Here is a 20,963-nt window from a genome sequence, read left to right as displayed (position 1 = left end):
CTGCTAGGAACGACATGCGCAAGATCGGGCGGCCGAGGCGGGCAATCAGGCAAGGCGAGCCTTGCCTCCTGTCCTCACCCTACCGGGATTGTCCAGGTTTCGTCTGACCGCCTCAGAACTTGCCGACGACGTTGAGGAACACGCCCCTGTCGTCGAGCGTGAGGTCGCGAAGATCGTCGGAGAACCGGCCGAAATTGTAGCCCACGCCGACCTTGAAGTTCTCCCCGGCATGACGATAGAGCGCGACGAGTGCGCCGTAGTCGACCGTGTCGGCCTCAGGCATCGCCAGGGCGCGCGCCTCGACCAGCGCATCCCATTGCTTCACGATGTGCAGGTCGGCGCGCACGATGCCGAGATGCGCCGATGACCGTTGCCAGCCCTGATCGATGGCCACGTCGTTGCCGCTGACACGCTCGCGATAACGCACGTCGCCGATGCGGAAACCGTATTTGCCGCCGATCGAAAGCCACGGCACGAGATCGTAGGTGAAGTCCGCCGACATTATGTGGCTGCGCTGCAAGGGCCCGAAACGGTCGCCCGTGACGGCGCTGACCTGATCGTTTCCGGGCAGGTCATAAAGCCAGGTGTACTTGAACAGCGCGTTCAGCCGGTCGTTGTCGACGGGACGGTAGGCGTAGCCGAGCGATGCCTCGACATAGTCGCCATCGCGGAAGGAGTTGATGCAGTTGTTGGCGATGATGCTGGCGTCGCAATTGCCGGATGCCGACCAGACACCCTCCAGATTGGCGAGCACGCGCCAGTTCGGGTCCGTCTTCCACGACAGGCCGGCAGCGAAGAGATAGGTGTTGACGTCGCCGCGGCCGGTGCTGGAACTGTCGAAGCGGGCCTCGCCGCGCACGCGGCCGGTGATGCCCGCTTCCTCGTCATTGTAGCCGAGCGACATCGACACCGCCCTGCGGTTGAAACTGTCGCGCCGCTGGTACTGGCCAGTCTCCTTGCCGTTCTGGTCGAGCACGGCATAGATCCCGTCATCCTCGACCCGGCCTGCCTCGAAGGAGGCGTTGACGGTCCACATCGCGTCGGGCGTGTAGATGACGCCATAGGTCTGGTTCAGCGAACGCCGGCTGCCGAACATGTCGTAGCTGTCTTCAGAGAATGCCGACAAGGTGTCGTTGATCTTGCGCTTGACGCCGCCGACGATCTGGCCGCTGTCGCTGCCGATCAGGTCATAGTTGCGATCGAGATCGAAGGCGCGGGTGGGGTCGAGCCTGTAGCCGATGTAATACTGGTCGTCGGCGGTGGGGTTGTATGTGATGGCGGCCAGGCCGCCGACACCGCCGGTGCCGTAGGAAATCTCGCCGTTGAGGCCGATCTTCTCGGTCAGCTTGTATTCGGTGCCGACGCCGAAGCGGTCGTTGCGGTCGATGTCGCCGGAGCGGCTGATCGTTCCCTGGCCGAAGGCATAGTACAGCTGGTCGCTGTCGGGCCGGTATTCGACGCGCACGCCGCCATCGACCCTGTCGCCATTGTAGCCGGAACGGAAGCCCGATCCCCGGGCTCGGAGCGGATCCGACAGTTCGGTATAGGTGACGCCGAACGAAACCTTCCAGTATTCGTCCCACTGCCAGCTCAGCACGCCTTCGCCCTTGCGCTTGGAACGTGTCCTCAACGCTGGATCATCGATGCCCGAAAGCGGTGCGACATAGCGATTGTAATCGTCGACCCGGTAGTCGTCATAGGTGACCTTGACACCGACATCCTTGTTGACGGCGACATCGGCGAACGCGCCCCAGCTGCGCTCGTTGCCATCCACCTGCGTGGACAGCGTCGAGAAGCCATCGTCCTTCTTTTCGAAATAGCCGCCGACGACGCCTTTCGGGCCGCCGCCGAACAGCTCGTCCACCGCCGCCTGGCCGCGCATGCGCCAGGCCATCGCGGAGTGGTCCCGCGATCCGGTGGTGGGAATGTCCTCGATGGAGAGACCGCCGTCGACCGAGCGCGAGGTGCCGAAACCCGGTCCCCTGGAGTGGGCAACCTCAGCCTCGAGGAAGGTGCGGTCCGACTGGCGCAGCTTGATGTCGGCGCCATAGGCGCGCTGGTGGGCCTCGCCGGTGTTCTCGTCCATGCCGGTCACGCCGACGCGGACCTTGTCGTTGATCCAGTGCTGGCCACGTCCGCCATAGACATAGCCGTCGACCTCGCCGACGGCCGGCGTGTATTCGTACTGGGAGATGATGTAGACCTTGTTGCCGCCCAGAGTCCCGTCGCGCACGGGATCGCTGGAGCCGGTCGTGGAGAAGATCGGCCGCGTCAGCAGCAGCGTGCCCTGCATGTAGTCGAACGAGTAGTCGTCGCCGTAGCGCAGGTTGCGCCGCTCCACCACCCGGCCGGTCACCGCATCACGGATCTCGAGCGTGATGGTTTCCGAGCCGATGGTGATGTCCTGGTGCTTCATCCAGTAGAAGGAGCCGCTGCCCAGGAATTCGTCGCGCTGCGGCAGCGTGTCGGGCTGCGCGGCATAGACGGTGGCTTCGGTCCTGCGCTCGCCGAAGGTGGTCGTCTCTTCCGAGCGGTAGACCGCGTTGGCGCCGTAGAGGCCGCGCTCGGAACGGATGAATTCCGTGCCGGTGATGCTCGTCTTGTAGTTGCCCCACATGACATGGCTGTCGCCGCGCTGCAGGCGGACATAGAACTTGCCCTTGGTCGGAGCGTCCTCGATGGCGGTCGAATCGTCGCCATAGACGGGATAGTAATCATCGGGGTCGAGACGGCGCAGCAACTGGCGCGGATCCTTCGAATCCAGCCCCTTGAACATGTTCTCGAACTTGTCGTTGCCGGTGTCGCCGGCGGCGGTGAGCAGATATTTGCCCTGGATCTTGCCCTTCAGGTAGAAGGCCAGCCGTCCGTTGGTATAGACCTTGTCGTATTCGCCCGGCCGTACGTCCTCGATCTGGGGATCGCCGGAGCGTTTGCCGACGGTCAGGTCGGCGAGCGCGACATAGAACCAGTCATTGTTGGGGATGTTGATCTGGCGGCTGAAATTCAGCGCTCCGGTCTTGGCACCACCACGCACGGCGACATCGACGTCATGCTCGCCGGGCGGCAGGATGCGCTGCACGACGAAGGCCTGGTTCGGGTCGACCGGTATCGTCTCGCCCAGCGCCACCACCTGGTGGCCGGACGGCACGTTGCGGCCGAACACGGTGACGGCGCCACCGCGGATCGGGATGTTGCGCAGCGCCGTGCGATCCTCGCCCATGCCGGGTGCCGTCGCCTCGCGCGGCGCCACCGGCTTCAGGTCGGCATCGGTTCGCGCGATGGTCAGCGGCACCGTCTCGTCGTAGCGGCCCTGCGCGTCATAGACACGCAACACGTAGAAATAGCCGACTTCCTTGCCGGTGTCGGGGTCGCGCTCATCCGGCATGACCCAGTTTCCCTCGCCGTTGATGGCGACAGGGAGCACCGCCAGCGCCGGCTCCCCTTCCCGCTTGTTCGTGCGATAGATGCGGATTTCCGAACGCTCGATGAAAGCCGGATAGTTGGCGGTGGCCAGGAAATCGATGCGCTCGCCTGCCTTGTAGACGCGGCGGATCGGCGTGGTGGAGATGTTGAGGGTCGGACGGCTCTCCAGCCCGTCATACTTGACCTGGATGTCGACGGCGTTGAGGCCGAGATCGGCCTTTCGCTGGGCGTCCACCGACTTGCCGGACGGTTTTGGCCGCGGTCCCTTGCGATTGTCCTTGTCTGAACGGGGGCTGGCTTCCCGGTTCTCCTGACCAGGACTGCGGTCGACCTGCTCTCCATCGACGCTGATCGAGAAGGGGATATTGCCCTGCTCGCCAGGCTTCTCGGTCTCGGTGTTGCTGCCGGGCGCCACCGTTTCGCTGGAGCTGTCATCCAGCACCTTGCCGCGGATGGCGGGTTCGCATCCGCGTTCCAGGCAGGCACCCTGGGCAAGCGCGCTACCAATACCTGCCGGCATGACGAAGGCACAGCTGGCCAGCAGGAAGCCAGCACGCGTGGCGGCATCGATGCCAGCCTTGCGCAGCCCGGACTGGATGTGGGGGTAGCGGGCTGCTTTCATCGGCCGGTCTCTATGCGTGTTTCGATTTCGAGCCTGTAGCGGCCGTCGACGGCCGACCAGCGTTGCGAAATCTCCTTCTCCAGTTGCTGGACGCGGCTGCGGGCGAGCTGCTCGTCGGCACCCGGTTCGATGTAGCTCAGGCGCAGCACCGACTGCTCCCTGGCCAGGACGGCGATCAGCTGATCGAGCCCTTTCCGCCATTTCGGATCGAGTGCCGTGGAACCGCGCTGGAACGCCTCGTCCTTCAGGTCGAGGCGCACCACCCGGCCGATGCGGGCGCCGAAGTTGAGCTTCGTCATCTTGCCGGCGGTCAGGCGCACCACGCGCGGATTCTCGGTCGTCAGCCGATAGCCGCTGGGCAAGGTGCGTTCGTCGAGCTTCATGATGAAGTTGGAGCCGATGCGCTTGTCCGGCAGGTCGGCGCAGGCGACATGGAAGCGCCCGTATTGATCGGTGGTGATCAGGAGTCCCCTGACGGTCACCACGCGCACGCCGGGCAGGCCGGGTTCGCCCTCGTCCTGGTAGCCGTTGCCATTCTTGTCGTCGAAGATCTTGCCGATGATGTCGCCGCAATCGAACACCGGCTCGGCGACGATCTCGACCCACGCCGAAGCTTCATCCGACAGCGGCGTGCCGCGTTCGTCCGTCGCCAGTGCCCGGTTGGTGTGCCGGCCCGGGCCAGCGGTGTTCAGCGCCAGCATCTGCAGGCGGATCTGCACCTTGGCATTCGGGCCGAAGTTGATGTTCCTGAAGATGACCTGACGGCCGGAGACCTCTGGGGTCACCGCGGTGCCGTCGATGGAGGCGGAGCCGACCACGAAACGGAAGCCGACGGGAATGGTGTCGACGATCGTCACCGGCCCGACATTGCGGGCTTCGTTGTTGGTGGCGGAGATGACGAACGGCGCCTTCTCGCCGATGCGGATCTGCCTGATCCCGGCCTGCTTGACCAGCGTCAGCGTTCCGGGTTTGCCGGTCGGCAGCGCCACCAGGGCGGTGCTGGCCGGCGAGACGATGCGCGTGCCGGAGGTGCGGTCGCCATTGGCGTAGGCTTCGCCCGTGGCGGTGTTCTTCACGCCGTCTGCTATGCCGGCCGCGGAATCGACGTCGGCGGTACCCAGCACATAGGTAGCGCTGAACGTTGCCACGGCACCAGGGGTCAGCACGGCGACGCTTGCCGGCGAGAAGCTCGAAAGCTTGTTGGCGGCCGGCTTTCCGTTGAAAGTCGGGCCATCGTCCAGCGGCGCGACATCACGCAGCGTCGCGCTGCCGGTGTTGGTCACCTCGTAGCGGTAGGTGATCTTGTCGCCCTCGCCACCGACCACGCCGTCACCATTGTCGTCGCGCAGCGCATCCGCCGTTTTCTTCAGCGCCAACGCCGGCTTGCTGTCGATCGGCACGACGGTGGGGTCGCTGTCGCCGGGCAATGTCGGGTCATCGGAGGTAGCGGTCACCGGAGGTCCGCTCGGCGGCGTGCCCGTCGCCGTCGCCTGGTTGACGACGCGACCGCTGTCGATATCGGCCTGTGTCAGCGCATAGGTGGCCGTGGCGGTGCCGGCGGCGTTCGGCGCAAGCGTCGCCGGCGTCACCGCGAGCCCGGCGACGCCGATGCGGGCATCGTCGATCTTCAGGTTCGTCAAGGTGACGGTGCCGGTGTTGGTGACAGCAAAGTCGTAGGTTACCGTGTCACCGGGATCGGTGCGGCCATTGCCATTGACGTCGATGATCTTGCCGGCGGTCTTCTTGAACGTCAGGCTCGCGGCCGACACCAGCGGCGTGGTCACGGCGCTGGGCGGACTGTCCACGGCGCCGCCAGCCGGGGACGCACCACTGGCGGTCGCCTGGTTGACGACAGAACCATTGTCGAGGTCCGCCTGCTTGATCAGATAGGTTGCCTTGAACGTGGTCGTGTCCACGGCCGCCGGCTGCAGCGTCGCGATCGGGCCGCCGGTGAGCACGATATCCACCAGGGTGTCGGTGACCTTGACGTTGCGCAGCACGACATTGCCGGTGTTCTCGACACGGAAGGCGTAGACGATGGTGTCACCCACATCCGTTCGCCCGTTGCCGTTGGTGTCCTGCACGGTCGCGGTCTTGACCAGGGTAAGCGTCGGCCGCTGCGTGGCATTCACCGTCTTCGAGGCCGGCGAGGAGGTGGTTGCGCCGTCGGTGGCGGTCGCGGTGTTGGTCACCGACCCGGCGTTGAGGTCCGCCTGGGTGACCGTATAGCTGGCCGTGCAGGTCAGCGTCCTGGTGGGCTCCAGCCCACCGGCCGGCAGGGCCGGACAGCTGACAGGCGTGATCTTGTTGTCGTCGACCGAGATCGGTTCGGTGATGGTGACATTGCCGCTGTTGGTGACGACGTAGCTGTAGGTGACCACGTCGTTGACCGCAGCATAGGGGTCGCCGGCGGTCACGTTCTTGACCAGCGTCAGGGCCGGCGACTGCACCGCGGTCACCGTCACCGTGGAAGGCGGCGAAGTGGTTGTGCCATCGGTGGCGGTCGCGGTGTTGGTCACCTTGCCCGCGTTGAGGTCGGCCTGGGTGATGGTGTAGCTGGCGGTACAGGTAAGCGTCTTGTCCGGGTCCAGCCCGCCGGCCGGAAGCGCGGGGCAGCTGACCGTGTTCGGTGCGGCGATCTTGTCGTCGGCGACACTGATCGGGCTGGTGATGGTGGTGTTGCCGCTGTTGGTGACGAGATAGCTGTAGGTGACGACATTGCCGACAGCGGTGTAGCCATTGCCGGAGGTGGCGGATTTGACCAGCTTTAGGCCGGGCGTGCGCGAGATTGTCGTCGTGGCCGTATCGGTTTTCGAGACAGGGGCGCCGCTTGGCGGATTTGCCGTGATGGTGACGGAATTGACGCGGTCGGTGCCTGCATTGATCTGTGCCTGGTCGACGGCATAGGTCGTCGTGTAGGTCCAGATCTCGTCTATATCGAGCTTGCCGTTGCCGTTGGTGTCACCGCTCGGATTGGCGAGCGTGACGGTGGTGCCGTTCGGCAGCGTGTCGACCGGGTTGACATTGCTCAGCGAGACATTGCCGGTGTTCTCGACCGTGATCGTGTAGGTCAGCGTCGCCGGCCCGGTGACCGCCTGACGGTCGACCTCCTTCTTGACCTGCATGGCCGGCGCCTGGCTGATGGTCGTGGTCGCCGATGCATCGACCGGGGTCGGCGTCTGCGTGCTGGTTACCGAAGCGGTGTTCACCAGGCTGGTGCCGGCCTCGACGTCGGCCTGGCTGACAGCGAAGGTCGCCGTGTAGGTCCAGGTCTCGCCGACGTCGAGCACGTTGTTGGTCGAAATGCTCTCGCTTGGCGAACCGACATTGATCGGCCGGGCACCGGGCGCCAGCGTGTCGGTGACGCTGACACCGGTCAGCGACACGTTGCCGGTATTGTGCACGTCGATGGTGTAGGTCAGCGTGCCGGGTGCCGAAATCGAGGTCTTGTCGACACGCTTGGCGATGGTCAGCTTCGGTGCCGACGTGATCGTCGTCGTCGCCGAGGAACTGCCCGACAGCGCCGGCCCGCTTGGCGGATTTGCCGTGACCGTGACCGAATTGATGCGGTCGGTGCCGGCATCGATCTGTGCCTGGTCAACGGCATAGGTCGTCGTGTAGGTCCAGACCTCACCGGTATCGAGCCTGCCGTTGCCGTTGGTGTCTCCGCCCGGATTGGCAAGCGTGACCGTCGTGCCGTTCGGCAGCGTGTCGACCGGGTTGACATTGCCAAGCGAGACGTTGCCGGTGTTCTCGACCGTGATGGTGTAGGCCAGCGTGCCGGGTGCGGAAATCGACTGGCGGTCGACCGCCTTCTTGACCAGCATGGCCGGTGCCTGGCTGATGGTCGTCGTCGCCGACGCGTCGACCGGGGTCGGTGTCTGCGTGCTGGTGACCGAAGCGGTGTTCACCAGGCTGGTGCCGGCCTCGATGTCGGCCTGGAGGACATCGAAGGTCGCCGTGTAGGTCCAGGTTTCGCCGACATCGAGCACGTTGTTGTTCGACACGCTCTCGACCGGCGAGCCGGGGTTGATCGGACGGGCGCCGGGCGCCAGCGTGTCGGTGACGCTGACACCGGTCAGCGAAACATTGCCGGCATTGCGCACCTCGATGGTGTAGGTCAGCGTGCCGGGTGCCGAAATCGATGTCTTGTCGACGCGCTTGGCAACGGTCAGCTTCGGGGTCTTGGTGATCGTCGTCGTGGCCGAGGAACTGCCCGACAGCGCCGGTCCGCTCGGAGGATTTGCCGTGACCGTGACGGCGTTGACGCGGTCGGTGCCGGCATCGATCTGCGCCTGGTCGACGGCATAGGTCGTCGTGTAGGTCCAGGTCTCGCCGACATCGAGCCTGCCGTTGTTGTTGGCGTCTCCGCCCGGATTGGCGAGCGTCACCGTCGTGCCGTTTGGCAGCGTGTCGGTCGGGTTGACATTGCCAAGCGAGACGTTGCCGGTGTTCTTCACGGTGATCGTGTAGGTCAGCGTCGCCGGTCCGGTGATGGCCGTCGGATTGACGGTCTTCACCACTTCCATCGAGGCTGCCTGGCTGATGGTCGTGGTCGCCGAGGCGTCGACCGGGGTCGGCGTCTGCGTGCTGGTGACCGAAGCGGTGTTGACCAGGCTGGTGCCGGCGTCGATGTCGGCCTGGCCGACGGCGAAGGTCGCCGTGTAGGTCCAGGTCTCGCCGACGTCGAGCACGCCGTTGTTCGATACGCTCTCGACCGGCGAGCCGGGATTGATCGGCCGTGCGCCAGGCGCCAGCGTGTCGGTGACGCTGACACCGGTCAGCGACACGTTGCCGGCATTGTGTACTTCGATGGTGTAGGTCAGCGTGCCGGGTGCCGAGATCACGGTCTTGTCGACACGCTTGTCCACGGTCAGCCTCGGCGCCGTGGCGATCGTCGTCGTGGCGGTGTCCGTCTTCGAGACAGCGCCGCCGCTCGGCGGGTCGGCCGTGACGGTGACGGAATTGACGCGGTCGGTGCCGGCATTGATCTGCGCCTGGTCGACGGCATAGGTCGTCGTGTAGGTCCATGTCTCGCCGACATCGAGCCTGCCGTTGCCGTTGGTGTCTCCGCCCGGGTTGGCGAGCGTGACGGTGGTGCCGTTCGGCAGCGTGTCGACCGGGGTGACGTTGCTCAACGAGACGTTGCCGGTGTTCTCGACCGTGATGGTGTAGGTCAGCGTGCCGGGTGCGGCGATCGAGTGGAGATCGACCACCTTCTCGACATGCATCGAAGCCGCCTGGCTGATGGTCGTTGTCGCCGACGCATCGACCGGGGTCGGCGTCTGCGTGCTGGTGACCGAAGCGGTGTTCACCAGACTGGTGCCTGCGTCGATATCGGACTGGGCGACGGCGAAGGTCGCCGTGTAGGTCCAGGTCTCACCGACGTCGAGCACGCCGTTGTTCGAAATGCTTTCGCTTGGCGAGCCGACATTGATCGGACGGGCGCCAGGCGCCAGCGTGTCGGTGACGCTGACACCGGTCAGCGACACGTTGCCGGTGTTGCGCACTTCGATGGTGTAGGTGAGCGTGCCGGGCGCCGAAATCGTCGCCTTGTCGACACGCTTGGCGATGGTCAGCTTCGGGGTCGTCGTGATCGTCGTCGTCGCCGAGGAACTGCCCGACAGCGCCGGTCCGCTTGGCGGATTTGCCGTCACCGTAACGGAATTGACGCGATCCGTGCCGGCATTGATCTGCGCCTGGTCGACGGCATAGGTCGTCGTGTAGGTCCAGGTCTCGCCGATATCGAGCCTGCCGTTGTTGTTGGCGTCTCCGCTCGGATTGGCAAGCGTCACCGTCGTGCCGTTGGGCAGCGTGTCGGTCGGGGTGACATTGCCCAGCGAGACGTTGCCGGTGTTCTTCACCGTGATCGTGTAGTTCAACGTCGCCGGTGCGGAGATGGCCGTTGTATCGACGGTCTTGGCAACCGTCATGGACGGCGCCTGGCTGATGGTCGTGGTCGCGTCGGCCGTCTTGGGCGTCGGTGTCTCGGCACTCGTCACCGAAACGGAATTGACCCGGCTGGTGCCGGCCTCGATCTCGGCCTGCGTCACGCTGTAGGTCGTCGTGTAGGTCCAGGTTTCGCCGACATCGAGCTTGCCGTCGCCGTTGACGTCTCCGGTCGGGTTGGCGAGCGTGACGGTCGTGCCGTTCGGCAGCGTGTCGACCGGCGTCACATTGCTCAGCGCGACATTGCCGGTGTTCTTCACGGTGATCGTGTAGTTCAACAGGCCGGGTGCGCTGACCGAGGCCTTGTCGACCTTCTTCTCGACAGCCAGCGAATGGAACTGGGTGATGGTCGTCGTTGCCGAATCCTGTGGCGACGGCGTCTGCGTGGTCGTGACCTGGACGGTGTTGACCAGCGTGCCGCCAGTTTCGATGGCGGCCTGGTCGACGGCGTAGGTGAAGACATAGGTCCAGGTTTCGCCGACATTGAGCACGTTGTTGGCGGAGATGCTCTCGGTGGGTGCCGGCAGCACCGCCGGGTCGCCGTTCGGCAGCGTGTCCGTGGGGGTGACGCCGGTCAGCGAGACGTTGCCGGTGTTGGTCAGCACGATGGCGTAGGTCAGCGTGCCGGGTGCCGAAATCGTCGCCTTGTCAACGGTCTTCTTGGTCGTGAAGGCGGCGTTGCGGACGATCTGGGTATCGGCCCGGCTGCTTGCCGGCGTCGGTGTCTGGGTGGTGGTGACCGAGGCCCTGTTGGTCAGCGTGGTGTTGGCCGGGTTGTCGATCGTTGCCTGGTCGACGGGATAGGCAAGGGTGTAGGTCCAGCTTTCGCCGACATCGAGCACACCGTTGGTCGTGACGCTCTCATTGGGCAATGGCAAAGTCGCCGGGTCGCCGTTCGGCAGCGTGTCGGTCACGTTCACGCCGGTCAGCGTGGTGTTGCCGGTGTTCCTGACGACGATGGTGTAGTTCAGCGTCCCCGGCGCCGATATCGTGTTCCTGTCGACCGTCTTGGTGATCGAGACGCCCGGCGAACGGCGCGTCGGCGGCACGGTCTTAGTGTCGGTGCCGGTGACACGCCCGGCCGACGTGTTGCCGGCCGCGGTGACGACATTGCGCAGTGCGGCCTGCTGGTCGATCTCCGCCTGGGTGACGGTGTGGGTATAGGCCGTGCAGGTCGCGGTTGCGCCTGGCGCCAGTGTCTGCGGCGAGCAGCTGAGCGTCGTCGCCGGGGCGCTGTCCAGGCTGTCCGTGACGGTCAGGGCGGTGACGGTGACATTGCCGGTGTTCTTGACGGAAACGCCATAGGTGATCACCTCGCCGGCGTCGGCGGTACCGTTGACGACGACGGTATCGGCGAGGCTCGCCGTCTTGGTCACGGTCAACTGCCGCGTCTGGGCGATCGGTGTCGTCGTGCTGGAGGAATTGGTTACCGGCGGGCCGGACGGAGGCGTGCCTGTCGCGGTCGCGGTGTTGACGACCTGGCCGGCGTTGATGTCGGCCTGGGTCAGCGTATAGGTGACGGCGGCGCCGCAGGACGCGGTAGCGCCCGCAGCCAGCGGTGCGACCGGACAGGTTATGGCGCCGCCGAGCAACGGATCGTTGACCGTCACCGGGTTGAGCGTGACGGTGCCGGTGTTCTTCACCGTGAAGGTGTAGGAAATGGTGTCGCCTTCGTCCGGCCCGTTGCCGTCGAGATCGTTGATCGCGCTGGCCGTCTTGGTGAGCACGATCGAGGTCGCGCCGGTGATCGGCGTGGTCGTCGTGGATGGCGGGCTGGTCACCTCGCCGCCGCTTGGCGGCCGGCCGCTGGCGGTGGCGCTGTTGTTGACGGTGCCGGAATCGATATCGGACTGGATCAGCGTATAGGTGACACTTGCCGTTCCCGTGGCGCCGGGCGCCAGCGTGGCAGGCGAAACGGCTAGATCGGTGACACCGATGCGCGCGTCATCGACATTGACCCCGGTCAACGGCACGTTGCCGGTGTTCTTGACGGTGAATGTATAGGTGATCTTGTCGCCGGCATCCTGGCGACCTGAACCGTTGGCATCGACGATCGGGCCGGCGCTCTTGGTGATGGTCAGCTTCGGCGCCTGGGTTATCGGCACGGTGGCGGTGGCCGGCGGGCTGGTGACGTCGGATCCGCCTTCCGGCGGCGACCCGGTCGCCGTCGCGGTGTTCACCACCTGGCCGGCCGTGACCTCGGCCTGCGTCAGGGTGTGAGTGCCGGTGCAGGTCGCAACCGCGCCGGGCGCCAATGTCGTCGGGCTGCAGACGGCGGCGGCGTCCAGCTTGGCGTCGTTGATCCGGACATTGGTCAGCGTCGTGTTGCCGCTGTTGGTGACCGTGAACGTGTAGGGGACCCGGTCGCCGGCATCCTGAGCGCCGCTGCCATTGGTATCGGCGATCGCGCCCGCGCTCTTGGCGATGGTGATGGCCGGGTTTCGCGGCGCATTGTTGAAGACGCAGGTGATGTCGTCGCCGGCAATGGGCCTTATCGTGCCTGTCCGCACCGCGCCGCCGGGCAACACCGTGGGCGAGCCCGCCTTGGCGTTGCTGCATGTCAGGGTCGGTGCATAGCTGCTCTGCGGGCTGGCGCTGCCGGCCGCCATCGCTTCTGAAATGGTATAGTTGGTGTTGACGGCGATGTTTGAAAGCTGCGCCTGACCGTTGACCGTCGTGCCGGCTCCCGTCGTGTTGACGTTGACGGGACCGTTGGTACCGGCGATCGAAAGGGCGAACTGATCGCTCGCCGCCACGCGCGGACCGGCCAGCGTCTTCTGCACCGTGATGCGGGCATCGTCGTCGATGATGGTGTAGGTGCCGGTGGCGGAGGGCGTGGCGCCGCAGGATTGCGTGCTGGCGATCGTGTAGCTTGCCGGATTCGGCGTGATCGTCAGCTGGATCGTTTCGTCGGGCTCGATCAGCGTGTCGTTGATGATGGCCATGCCCGTGGCGATCGGCTGGGTGCCATCATAGTTGCCGGCTGGAATGGTGACCGTGAATGTGTTTGTCCCGGATGGCGTGGTGTAGTCGGTGCCAAGCGTGGCAGTACCGCCGGTGATCTGGATCTCGACGGACGTCGGTGCGCTCAAAAGGCCGGCCACGCGCAGCGCGGGCAGGTTGGCTGTGGCAATGCTTTCCAGGCCCGAACTGTTGCCGGGCACGAATTCAAGATAAGGCGTCAGCGTTATCTGGATGTTGTCGAGGAAATTGCCGGCAGTCGTGCCGCCGATGGCTTCGAAACCCAGCGTCTGGACCCCGGATGGGCCGGGGAACGTGTAGGTGCCTGTCCGGTTTGCCCAGGCGGACCCCGAGACAGTTGACCTCACGATCTGCGTTCGCGTGCCATTGGCTGTCGGCGCGATGTTGAAGTCGGCAACTTCATTGCCGCCCGAGCGCGAGCGGTGGCTGAAACGGTAGGCGAACTGCTCACCGGCGACGAGGCAGACCGTCTGGTAGAGGCGCGAGGCGCGCTCGGCGTTCAGTTCGGCGAACTGGCTGCCCTCGGCTGCCGTCACGCCGTTGAACGGCGCGCGCCACAGCTCGATCAACGCGCCGGAGGCCGCCGAAGGCGAGGTGCAGTTGCCGCTGCCCTGTACGTTTGGATGTGTCGTCGACCAGCCGGGAACCGTGCCGTCCGTGACCTGGACATAACATCCGTTCGCCGCATTGGAAGGAACGAGAACGGGCTGTTCGAAGCCTTGGTTGATGAAGCTGCGCTGTACCTGCGCCTGCGAAGGCACAACGAACATCAGGACGGCGATCAGCGCGAGGAACCAGGAAACGGCGCGGGAAGCCGCCCGCTTTTCGCAGAAGTGTTCTGGAGATGCCCTATGGGCGACCCCACCCAGTTCCGGGAAATCGATCCGCTCGCGCCAAAATTCCAAATACTTCCCCCGACCTTGTATATTAGAAAAAGTGAATAGAAATCCTCCCCGCGGAAGCGCACCTCCGCAGGCCCAAAAGAAATTTAAGACTAATATGACGAGACTCTAATATTGAATGATTTTACTATTCAACTGCACTAATATTCGAATCGAAATACTCATTATTGGACGTTTGTATAAAACGAATCCATTTTACAATCCAATCTCGCAACCCGTGCAACCAAAGGCGGACCGTTGTTGCATTCCAGCAACAAAAGGTTGCATCACAGGGCCTTGCGACCCGATCTCTTGTGACAAACGCCGAAAGGGAAGCCCGCGGCGGACGGGATGGCGCCGTGCTTGCCCGGTTTTCGCATCCCATCTGTCATGGACGTTCGGAGCCGTTTCATGCTGTCGGCCAGCCGTTTGATCTCCGGGTTCATTTTTCCGGGGATGGCTGCACACGCAAGGCACTTCGCAATATCCGCCGGCAGCTGCGCTTGAGCATACCTGCCCGATTGAAGTCTCCGGCATCGGGCTGAGAGCAGCGGATGCTTCGCACAGCCGGCACAATTGGCTCAAAGCCGCGCAAAAGGGGATTATTTCCCTTTTGAATTAATGTTTCAGCTTTCGGAGTTTCCGTTTCTCGGCTAGGCAAGTGGTGGGCAGCAAGGGGACAATCATGGCCGAAGACAACAAGGTTTCCAACGATCTGGTAACCGAACTTACCGCAGCGATCGTGGGTGCATATGTCACCAAGAATCCGGTTCCGGTATCCGATTTGCCTGGCGTCATCGCCAGCGTGGCAGACAGCATCGGCAGGCTGGGACAGACCCAGGCGGAGGTCGCGCCGGAACCTCAGAAACCGGCAATTTCGATCCGGAAATCGCTCACCCACGATTATCTGATCAGCCTCGAGGACGGCCAGCAGTACCGCACGCTGAAGCGCCATCTCGGCAAGCTCGGTCTCACCCCGGAGGAATACCGGGCCAAATGGGGACTTCCGGTCGACTACCCGATGGTCGCGCCGGCTTATGCCGCCAAGCGCTCGGAACTGGCCAAGAAGCTAGGGCTTGGCAGGAAGCCCGGCACCAAGCGCGGGCGGGGCAAGGCCAAGGGCTGAGCCGCGCGATCCCGGCGGGATACGAAAATCCCCATCCCGCCGCCGGATTTGTGATCTTCCCGCGTATCGTGCCGGATAGCGGCATGCCGCATTCGCCGGCATCAGTCCCGACGCAAAATAGTGTTCACTTTCCAGAAGCGGTGAAATCGGCGACGCAGCAGCTCGAAGGAAGCGCGGCGCATGTTGATGGCTGCCTCTCGCGGATGTCGGAGACCGGAACCGGAGCGGAGAACGGTCGATTGTCGAAGTTGCGGCGGACGGGTAAACTGGCTGCAGTGAACCGCTGGTTGCGTAGGGCCTCTGCCGGAGGCTGCGCAGAAGATTGAAAACTGTCTTCAATACGAGCGGTTCTCGAAACCAGGGCTGAACGTATCGTGGTGTATTCGCCCTGTTGTTGGCATGGAGAACGACAATTGGCGCACGAGGACCATGAAAGCCGATATCCCACCGACCGGCTGCTGATTGCAAAGCTGGTGCTGATCGGGACTGTCGTCTGCATCGGTGTGTCCGCGATCTTCAACTACCTGCTGTCGTTCGGCGCCTTCACCCCCATACAAAAAACAACCATCACCGCATTCGCGGTGCCTGTCATCATTGGCGTGCCCGTCTTCACACTGCTCAGCTTGAAGATCGATGAGATTCGCCGGCTCAGGAGAAAGCTGACCCATTCGGCCAGCCACGACAGGACAACGGAGTTCTACCACGCCGACGTGTTTTCTTCCCTTGTGGATCGCCGCATCCGTGCACCGATGGGACCAACCCGCCCGCGAGGCGCTTTGCTGGTGGTCAACGCCGGCCAACTTCAGTCCACCGCGAAGCAATATGGTTTCGAATGGGCCAATGAAGCGCTGAGACAGATAGCGACGACGATCCGTGCATCGGTGCGCAAGGAGGATTTCGTCGGCCGGCTCGGCGAAACGGAGTTCGGTATATTCCTGCATCACGCCAGCGAAGAGGAAGCCCGGGACGTCGGTCAGCGCATCCGCGATGAAGTGGCCAAGGTCTTTCTCGCGCCACAGGGGAAAGCAATCGAACTGGCCGTGCAGGTCGGCGGGATTTCCTTCGAGGACGCCACCACCGTCACCGAACTGCTGCGCGTCGCCGACAAGCAGCTTGAATCCGCCAAGCGCCAGTCGGGCGGCCTGGAGATCAAGCGGCTGATCATCGACAGTTAGGGGCCCGCTCCGCCCGGGCGGCAATCCGACATTGCAGCGCCAACCATTTCAGAGAAGCCCGTGCAGCCGCGCGGGCTTTTGACGTTTGCCCTACCGCCTGGATGCCAGGCGGCGCGAAGGACAATCGGCGCCAGGTATGGAATCCTCGCCCGCTTTCACCGCATTGGACGCGCACTTTCGCGATCACCACACTTTCATCAAGCGTCGGAGCTTTTTTGATTTTTTGATCAAAGTTTCTTTACAGCGCCTTTCAGCCTCGCTTACAGTTGGCACAAGGTGTTCCGCCGCGAGGTGGAATGGATCTGTGAGCCGCCAAGCCGCGCTTCCGGCGCAACAGGCTTCTCGCCCAGGAGATTGAAGATGCGTCGCGTCGCCAAGCGGATATCGCAGACATCCGCCAAAAGCTTCGGCATGTATGACAAGGCGGCACGCCTTGCCGGCGAAGACCTCATTCATCTCGAGGTCGGCAGGCCACATGCCGACACGCCGGCCCACATCAAGCAGGCGACGATCGCGGCGCTCAACGCCGGCAAGGTCCATTACTCGGATCCGCGCGGCACGCTGGAACTGCGCGAAACCCTGGCTGCCAAGCTCACACGGCAGAACGGCATCAAGGCAGGCCCGCAGGATGTGCTGGTCACCAACGGCGTCACCCACGCTGCCTTCGTCGCCTTCATGGCGATGTTCGATCCCGGTGACGAGGTCATCCTGCTGCAGCCGCACTATCCGCAGCATGTCGGCAAGATCGAGCTGGCCGGTGCGGTGCCGGTGTTTGCGACGCTCGACGCTAAGGACAACTACACCATCCACGCCGCGGCGATCGAGGCCAGGATCACTCCCCGCACCCGTGCGATCGTGCTGGTCAACCCGTCGAACCCGACCGGACGCGTCTACAGCCGTGTCGAACTGCAGGCGCTCGCGGATGTGGCGACACGCCATGACCTCATCGTCATTGCCGACGAAGTCTACGAGGACATCGTCTATGACGGCGCCCGGCACATCAGCATCGCCGCGCTGGACGGCATGCAGGACCGCACGGTGACGATGTTCGCCTTCACCAAATCCTACGCCATGGACGGCTGGCGCATCGGTTATCTCGCGGCACCGCAATGGCTGATGCCGGCCCTGCTGAAGATCGCCATGAACGACGTGACGCACGTCAACACCTTCGTCCAGGATGGCGCCCGCGCCGCGATCGAAGGACCGGAGGCCGTGCTCGAAGGGCTTGTCGCGGAAGACCGCGGCAAGCGCGACTTCGTGGTGCGCTCGCTCAACCAGATGCCCGGCGTACGCTGCGCGCTGCCGCAAGGCACGATCTATGCCTTTCCCGACATCAGCGAGACCGGCATCCCGTCGCAGGAACTCGCCGACAGGATATTGCGGGAAGCGCACGTGGTGGTCGAGGCGGGAAGCTTCTACGGCGAGGCCGGCGAAGGCCATCTGCGCATCTGCTTCGGCTCGGAATCGAACGAGCGGCTGGAAGAAGGGATGAAACGGCTGACGGCCTTTTTCAACGGCCTGTAACGCCCTGCCCGCTGGGCATGTCGCGTGATCCAGGGCGAAATTCGCGGCAGACGGACCGACCAGTCGTCGCCGGGGTGTCTCACCCTCCGCGATTTCTTGCCAGCGCGGCGAGTGCAGCAGCGCGGTGCCATCGCGCCGATGACGCCTCCTTCGGATCGCTTGACATTTATTTCGCTGCCAATATTGTTAGATTAACTAATTATTAGATTTGCTAAATTGTTGGGCCTATCCGGTCCGAGTTCAGGAGACCGGTTCCGGAAATCGCTTCCGCGACAGCAGGCATCACCTGTCTCAATTCCATTAGGGGGCATGACCATGAGCGACGACCTGGCTGCCGACAACGAGGCGCAGATCCGGCAACAGATCGAAGCCTGGGCCGCGGCCGTGCGACGCAAGGACATGGCCGCGATCCTTCGAGACCACGCCGACGACTTTGTCATGTTCGACCTGCCGCCACCGCTGTGGTGCAGGGGCATCGAAGCCTATCGGGCGACCTGGCCATTGTTCTTCGCGGCTTCGCCCACGCCTCCGGTTTTCGACATTCGCGAGCTCCACGTCACGGCAGGCACCGACGTCGCTTTCGCCGTTGCCCTGATGCGCTGTGTCGTCGTCGAGAACGGGCAAGCCAGCGACCTGGATTTCCGGCTGACCATCGGTTTGCGCAAGGCCGGAGACCGATGGCTTTTCATGCATGAGCATCATTCGATCCCGGCTGCCGGCTAGGGCGATGCGGGGCTATCGCGTGCGTACGGCCAGTTGCCCGGGCGTCCTGCCGACGAAGCGCTGCAGCGATCGCGTCATATGCGCCTGGTCGGAATAGCCAGCAATGTCGACGGTATCGAGGATCGACACCCCTGCCGACAGCAGTTCGACCGTGCGCTCCGCCCGCTCGATCTGGCGCACCGTGCCATAGGTCAGTCCGGTTGCACGCAGGAAGCGCCGCTGCACCGACCGTTCGGTGACGGCTACCGGCTTGCGCAGCATCGCCTGCTGCACGACCGGATCGCGGACCAGCGCACCCTCGCGCACGAGATGTTCGACGAAATCGAAGGCATTGTCGAAGTTCGGGATTTCCCAGCTTCTTCCTGCGAAGGCGACCCTGCTGGCCGAAACGGCGTCCAGTTCCCGCCCGACATTGACCAGTGCGTCGAGCGCGACTGTGGGCATGAACGCGCCGAGCTTGAACTCGATGCCGATGAATTCCGCATCCTGCGGTATGCCGGTCACGCTCGTCGTCGTCTCCGGTCCACGCACGACCGTCATCGGCCGGCCGTTCGCAGGTTTGACGACGACGATCTGCCAGTGAGGCAACGCCACCGACAGCATGTTCTCTTCGGGCACGCTCCATGTCCGCCAGATCCGTTCGACGAACTCCGACGGCTCCGTGCGGCTTTCAACCGAGAAGATCCTGGTTGCCCACTCCATCGGCTGAACCTACTCCGTCCGCCGACAGGCTGCAAAGTGTGCACCCAGCTCGCCGGGCGGGGAGACCTCGCTGTCGCTTTCTTTCAAGACCCGGCCCCCAGGTCATCGTAGCTCTTGCCCACATCCAACAGGAGACGATCATGACCAACAAGATCATCACGACCCAATACATTTCCGTCGACGGCGTCATCCAGGATCCCGTCGGCATGGAAGGCTCAGGCCTTGGCGACTGGACCGGCCCTTTCAGCCGCGGACCCAAGGGGGACCGGTTCAAACATCAGGAGCTGATGGATGCCGAAGCGCTGATCCTGGGCCGCGTGACCTATGACGGCTTTGCGGCGGTCTGGCCAACGGTCAACGATCCCGAAGGCTTCGCCGCGCGCATCAACACCATGCCCAAGTTCGTGGCCAGCACCACGCTGAAAACCGCCGGCTGGAACAATTCCACGCTGATCGCCGGCGATCTCATCGAGGCGGCGAAATCCATCAAGGCCGAGGCGAAGGGTGACATCCTGATCTACGGGAGCGCCTCGATCGTCCATCAGCTGGCCCCTCATGGCCTGATCGACGAATACCGCCTGATGGTGTACCCGACCGTCCTCGGGCGCGGCATCCGCCTGTTTCCCGAAAACCACGCGCAGAGGCTGGCGCTGGTCGAGAACGAACAGTTCGGCGACGGCATCACCCTGCTGCGATACGTCAACGCGTAGCTCCATGCCGAGGGAAGCGGCGGCGCGCGGTCATCGGAATGTGATCGCGCCGGTCCGAAACTTGGTTGTGGAGGACAGATGGCTCGATGTGGAACACACCCGCCTTACGATATCGGAGACTGTAGTCGACAGAATGGGCTCGCCGATGCCCGGCTTGGCGACCTTCCCATTAGATAAAAGCGTTGATCGACATTAGGCCAACCATAAAGAAACCCAAGCCTGCCAATGCTCCTATCAACGAAACCAAAAATGTAGCGGTTGCCCAAAGATGCCATATGCGTGAGGCTCGCGTCTCGACGAGGTATGGCGGAATATCAATTCGAGCTCTCGCCAAACCTTCATCGGCATAACCCCGATTGGACAGGAAAGCCACTACGGTCGCGAGCACCGTCACAAAGGCACCAAGCGCAAACCAACGCAAGGATGCAACCATGCTTGCGAGAAGATGTTGCTGCGCCTGCGGCATGTTTTCTTTAGCAAAAGTGTTAGCAAGGAAGCCGAGAAGCGCAATGCAAGCACCGCCGTTCAGCAGCAAAAGTGCTTGAAAAGACTGTTTGGCGAACTGAATTCCCGCGTCTGTTTGTCGTTCATACCTTTCGTTTGCTCTGTCATGAGCAATCTTGGCCTTCGAATCTGCCATAGGTTCCTCCCACATCGGAAGAAAGCATCATTCGCGCATGTCGTGCAAGGCGTCGATTTCCGATCGGATTGGCTCAGGCAGACATGGTGGCCGATCCGCTGGCGCCACGTCCTACCATAGGCCCTGACGTGATCTCCGCTGGTAGGTGCCGATGGTTTTCAAGGTATGGTTTCGGCAGATACCGTTACATAATGCCAGCGGTGTGGCTGCATCGTCGTCGACGGCGAGACATCAGAGGCGCCAACCACGAGAGGGGTCATGACAGGGGTAAAGCGTCGAAAGGCCGACCTTGCGCCAGTATAGGTTTTAAGTTTGATGTGCTCGGCGAGTAAAAAGTCTGCCAAGCTCGCAACCTAAATGGAAAGCTGGCGCACCCGACAGGATTCGAACCTGTGACCCCTGCCTTCGGAGGGCAGTACTCTATCCAGCTGAGCTACGGGTGCTTCCGGGATCGCGAGATCCAGAAAACGAACCAGCCCGTTGGAGCCGGTCACCGGCTTCATAGA

9 protein-coding genes and 1 tRNA gene are annotated in these 20,963 nt (G+C 63.5%); 5 read left to right on the top strand and 5 right to left on the bottom strand.

The genetic code is table 11. The features are described from left to right. Nucleotides 1-112 precede the first annotated feature (112 nt). Nucleotides 113-4,045: a TonB-dependent receptor gene (locus ACFWYE_RS14465; RefSeq protein ID WP_379112208.1), complete on the bottom strand. Its 3,933-nt coding sequence runs from the start codon at nucleotides 4,043-4,045 to the stop codon at nucleotides 113-115. Then, nucleotides 4,042-13,881 (bottom strand): hypothetical protein, encoded by a 9,840-nt coding sequence (locus ACFWYE_RS14460; RefSeq protein WP_379112207.1) that lies wholly within the window; start codon nucleotides 13,879-13,881, stop codon nucleotides 4,042-4,044. Before ACFWYE_RS14460 ends, ACFWYE_RS14465 begins: the two co-directional genes overlap by 4 nt. A gap of 661 nt (nucleotides 13,882-14,542) precedes the next feature. On the opposite strand from ACFWYE_RS14460, the gene ACFWYE_RS14455 reads away from it, so the two are divergent. The 4 genes from ACFWYE_RS14455 to ACFWYE_RS14440 all read left to right on the top strand — a co-directional run bounded on the left by ACFWYE_RS14455 (nucleotide 14,543) and on the right by ACFWYE_RS14440 (nucleotide 18,405). Beyond that, on the top strand, nucleotides 14,543-14,983 hold the full coding sequence (locus ACFWYE_RS14455; protein WP_379112205.1) for a MucR family transcriptional regulator: 441 nt from the start codon (nucleotides 14,543-14,545) through the stop codon (nucleotides 14,981-14,983). A 413-nt stretch (nucleotides 14,984-15,396) separates the two neighbouring features. After that, the gene (locus tag ACFWYE_RS14450; RefSeq protein ID WP_379112203.1) at nucleotides 15,397-16,158 is read left to right on the top strand and encodes a GGDEF domain-containing protein; all 762 of its coding nucleotides are present in this window, start codon (nucleotides 15,397-15,399) and stop codon (nucleotides 16,156-16,158) included. A gap of 360 nt (nucleotides 16,159-16,518) precedes the next feature. Then, nucleotides 16,519-17,682, top strand: coding sequence for a pyridoxal phosphate-dependent aminotransferase (locus ACFWYE_RS14445; protein WP_379112202.1), 1,164 nt, complete (start codon nucleotides 16,519-16,521; stop codon nucleotides 17,680-17,682). Nucleotides 17,683-17,997: 315 nt separating this feature from the next. Beyond that, a complete protein-coding gene (locus ACFWYE_RS14440; RefSeq protein WP_379112201.1) occupies nucleotides 17,998-18,405 on the top strand; it encodes a nuclear transport factor 2 family protein in 408 nt (135 codons plus the stop codon). A 12-nt stretch (nucleotides 18,406-18,417) separates the two neighbouring features. Here the strand turns inward: ACFWYE_RS14440 and ACFWYE_RS14435 are convergent, their stop codons facing one another. Then, nucleotides 18,418-19,107 (bottom strand): helix-turn-helix domain-containing protein, encoded by a 690-nt coding sequence (locus ACFWYE_RS14435; RefSeq protein WP_379112199.1) that lies wholly within the window; start codon nucleotides 19,105-19,107, stop codon nucleotides 18,418-18,420. A 140-nt stretch (nucleotides 19,108-19,247) separates the two neighbouring features. On the opposite strand from ACFWYE_RS14435, the gene ACFWYE_RS14430 reads away from it, so the two are divergent. Further along, nucleotides 19,248-19,817, top strand: a complete 570-nt coding sequence (locus ACFWYE_RS14430) for a dihydrofolate reductase family protein (protein ID WP_379112197.1) — start codon at nucleotides 19,248-19,250, stop codon at nucleotides 19,815-19,817. Nucleotides 19,818-19,986: 169 nt separating this feature from the next. On the opposite strand, the gene ACFWYE_RS14425 is transcribed toward ACFWYE_RS14430, so the two are convergent. Both ACFWYE_RS14425 and ACFWYE_RS14420 read right to left on the bottom strand, forming a co-directional pair. Further along, nucleotides 19,987-20,457 (bottom strand): hypothetical protein, encoded by a 471-nt coding sequence (locus ACFWYE_RS14425; RefSeq protein WP_379112195.1) that lies wholly within the window; start codon nucleotides 20,455-20,457, stop codon nucleotides 19,987-19,989. Nucleotides 20,458-20,823: 366 nt separating this feature from the next. Continuing rightward, nucleotides 20,824-20,900, bottom strand: a tRNA-Arg gene (locus ACFWYE_RS14420). Nucleotides 20,901-20,963: the final 63 nt, after the last annotated feature.

Origin of the sequence: Mesorhizobium sp. NPDC059025, assembly GCF_042739655.1 — a bacterium.
Lineage (GTDB): Bacteria > Pseudomonadota > Alphaproteobacteria > Rhizobiales > Rhizobiaceae > Mesorhizobium.
This window is presented reverse-complemented; position numbering and strand designations above follow the sequence as displayed.

What these genes read in the sequence shown, in the direction of transcription:
- ACFWYE_RS14465 (WP_379112208.1), bottom strand. Translation starts at nt 4,045, where the DNA reads ATGAAAGCAGCCCGCTACCCCCACATCCAGTCCGGGCTGCGCAAGGCT.
- ACFWYE_RS14455 (WP_379112205.1), top strand. Translation starts at nt 14,543, where the DNA reads ATGGCCGAAGACAACAAGGTTTCCAACGATCTGGTAACCGAACTTACC.
- ACFWYE_RS14445 (WP_379112202.1), top strand. Translation starts at nt 16,519, where the DNA reads ATGCGTCGCGTCGCCAAGCGGATATCGCAGACATCCGCCAAAAGCTTC.
- ACFWYE_RS14440 (WP_379112201.1), top strand. Translation starts at nt 17,998, where the DNA reads ATGAGCGACGACCTGGCTGCCGACAACGAGGCGCAGATCCGGCAACAG.
- ACFWYE_RS14435 (WP_379112199.1), bottom strand. Translation starts at nt 19,107, where the DNA reads ATGGAGTGGGCAACCAGGATCTTCTCGGTTGAAAGCCGCACGGAGCCG.
- ACFWYE_RS14430 (WP_379112197.1), top strand. Translation starts at nt 19,248, where the DNA reads ATGACCAACAAGATCATCACGACCCAATACATTTCCGTCGACGGCGTC.
- ACFWYE_RS14425 (WP_379112195.1), bottom strand. Translation starts at nt 20,457, where the DNA reads ATGGCAGATTCGAAGGCCAAGATTGCTCATGACAGAGCAAACGAAAGG.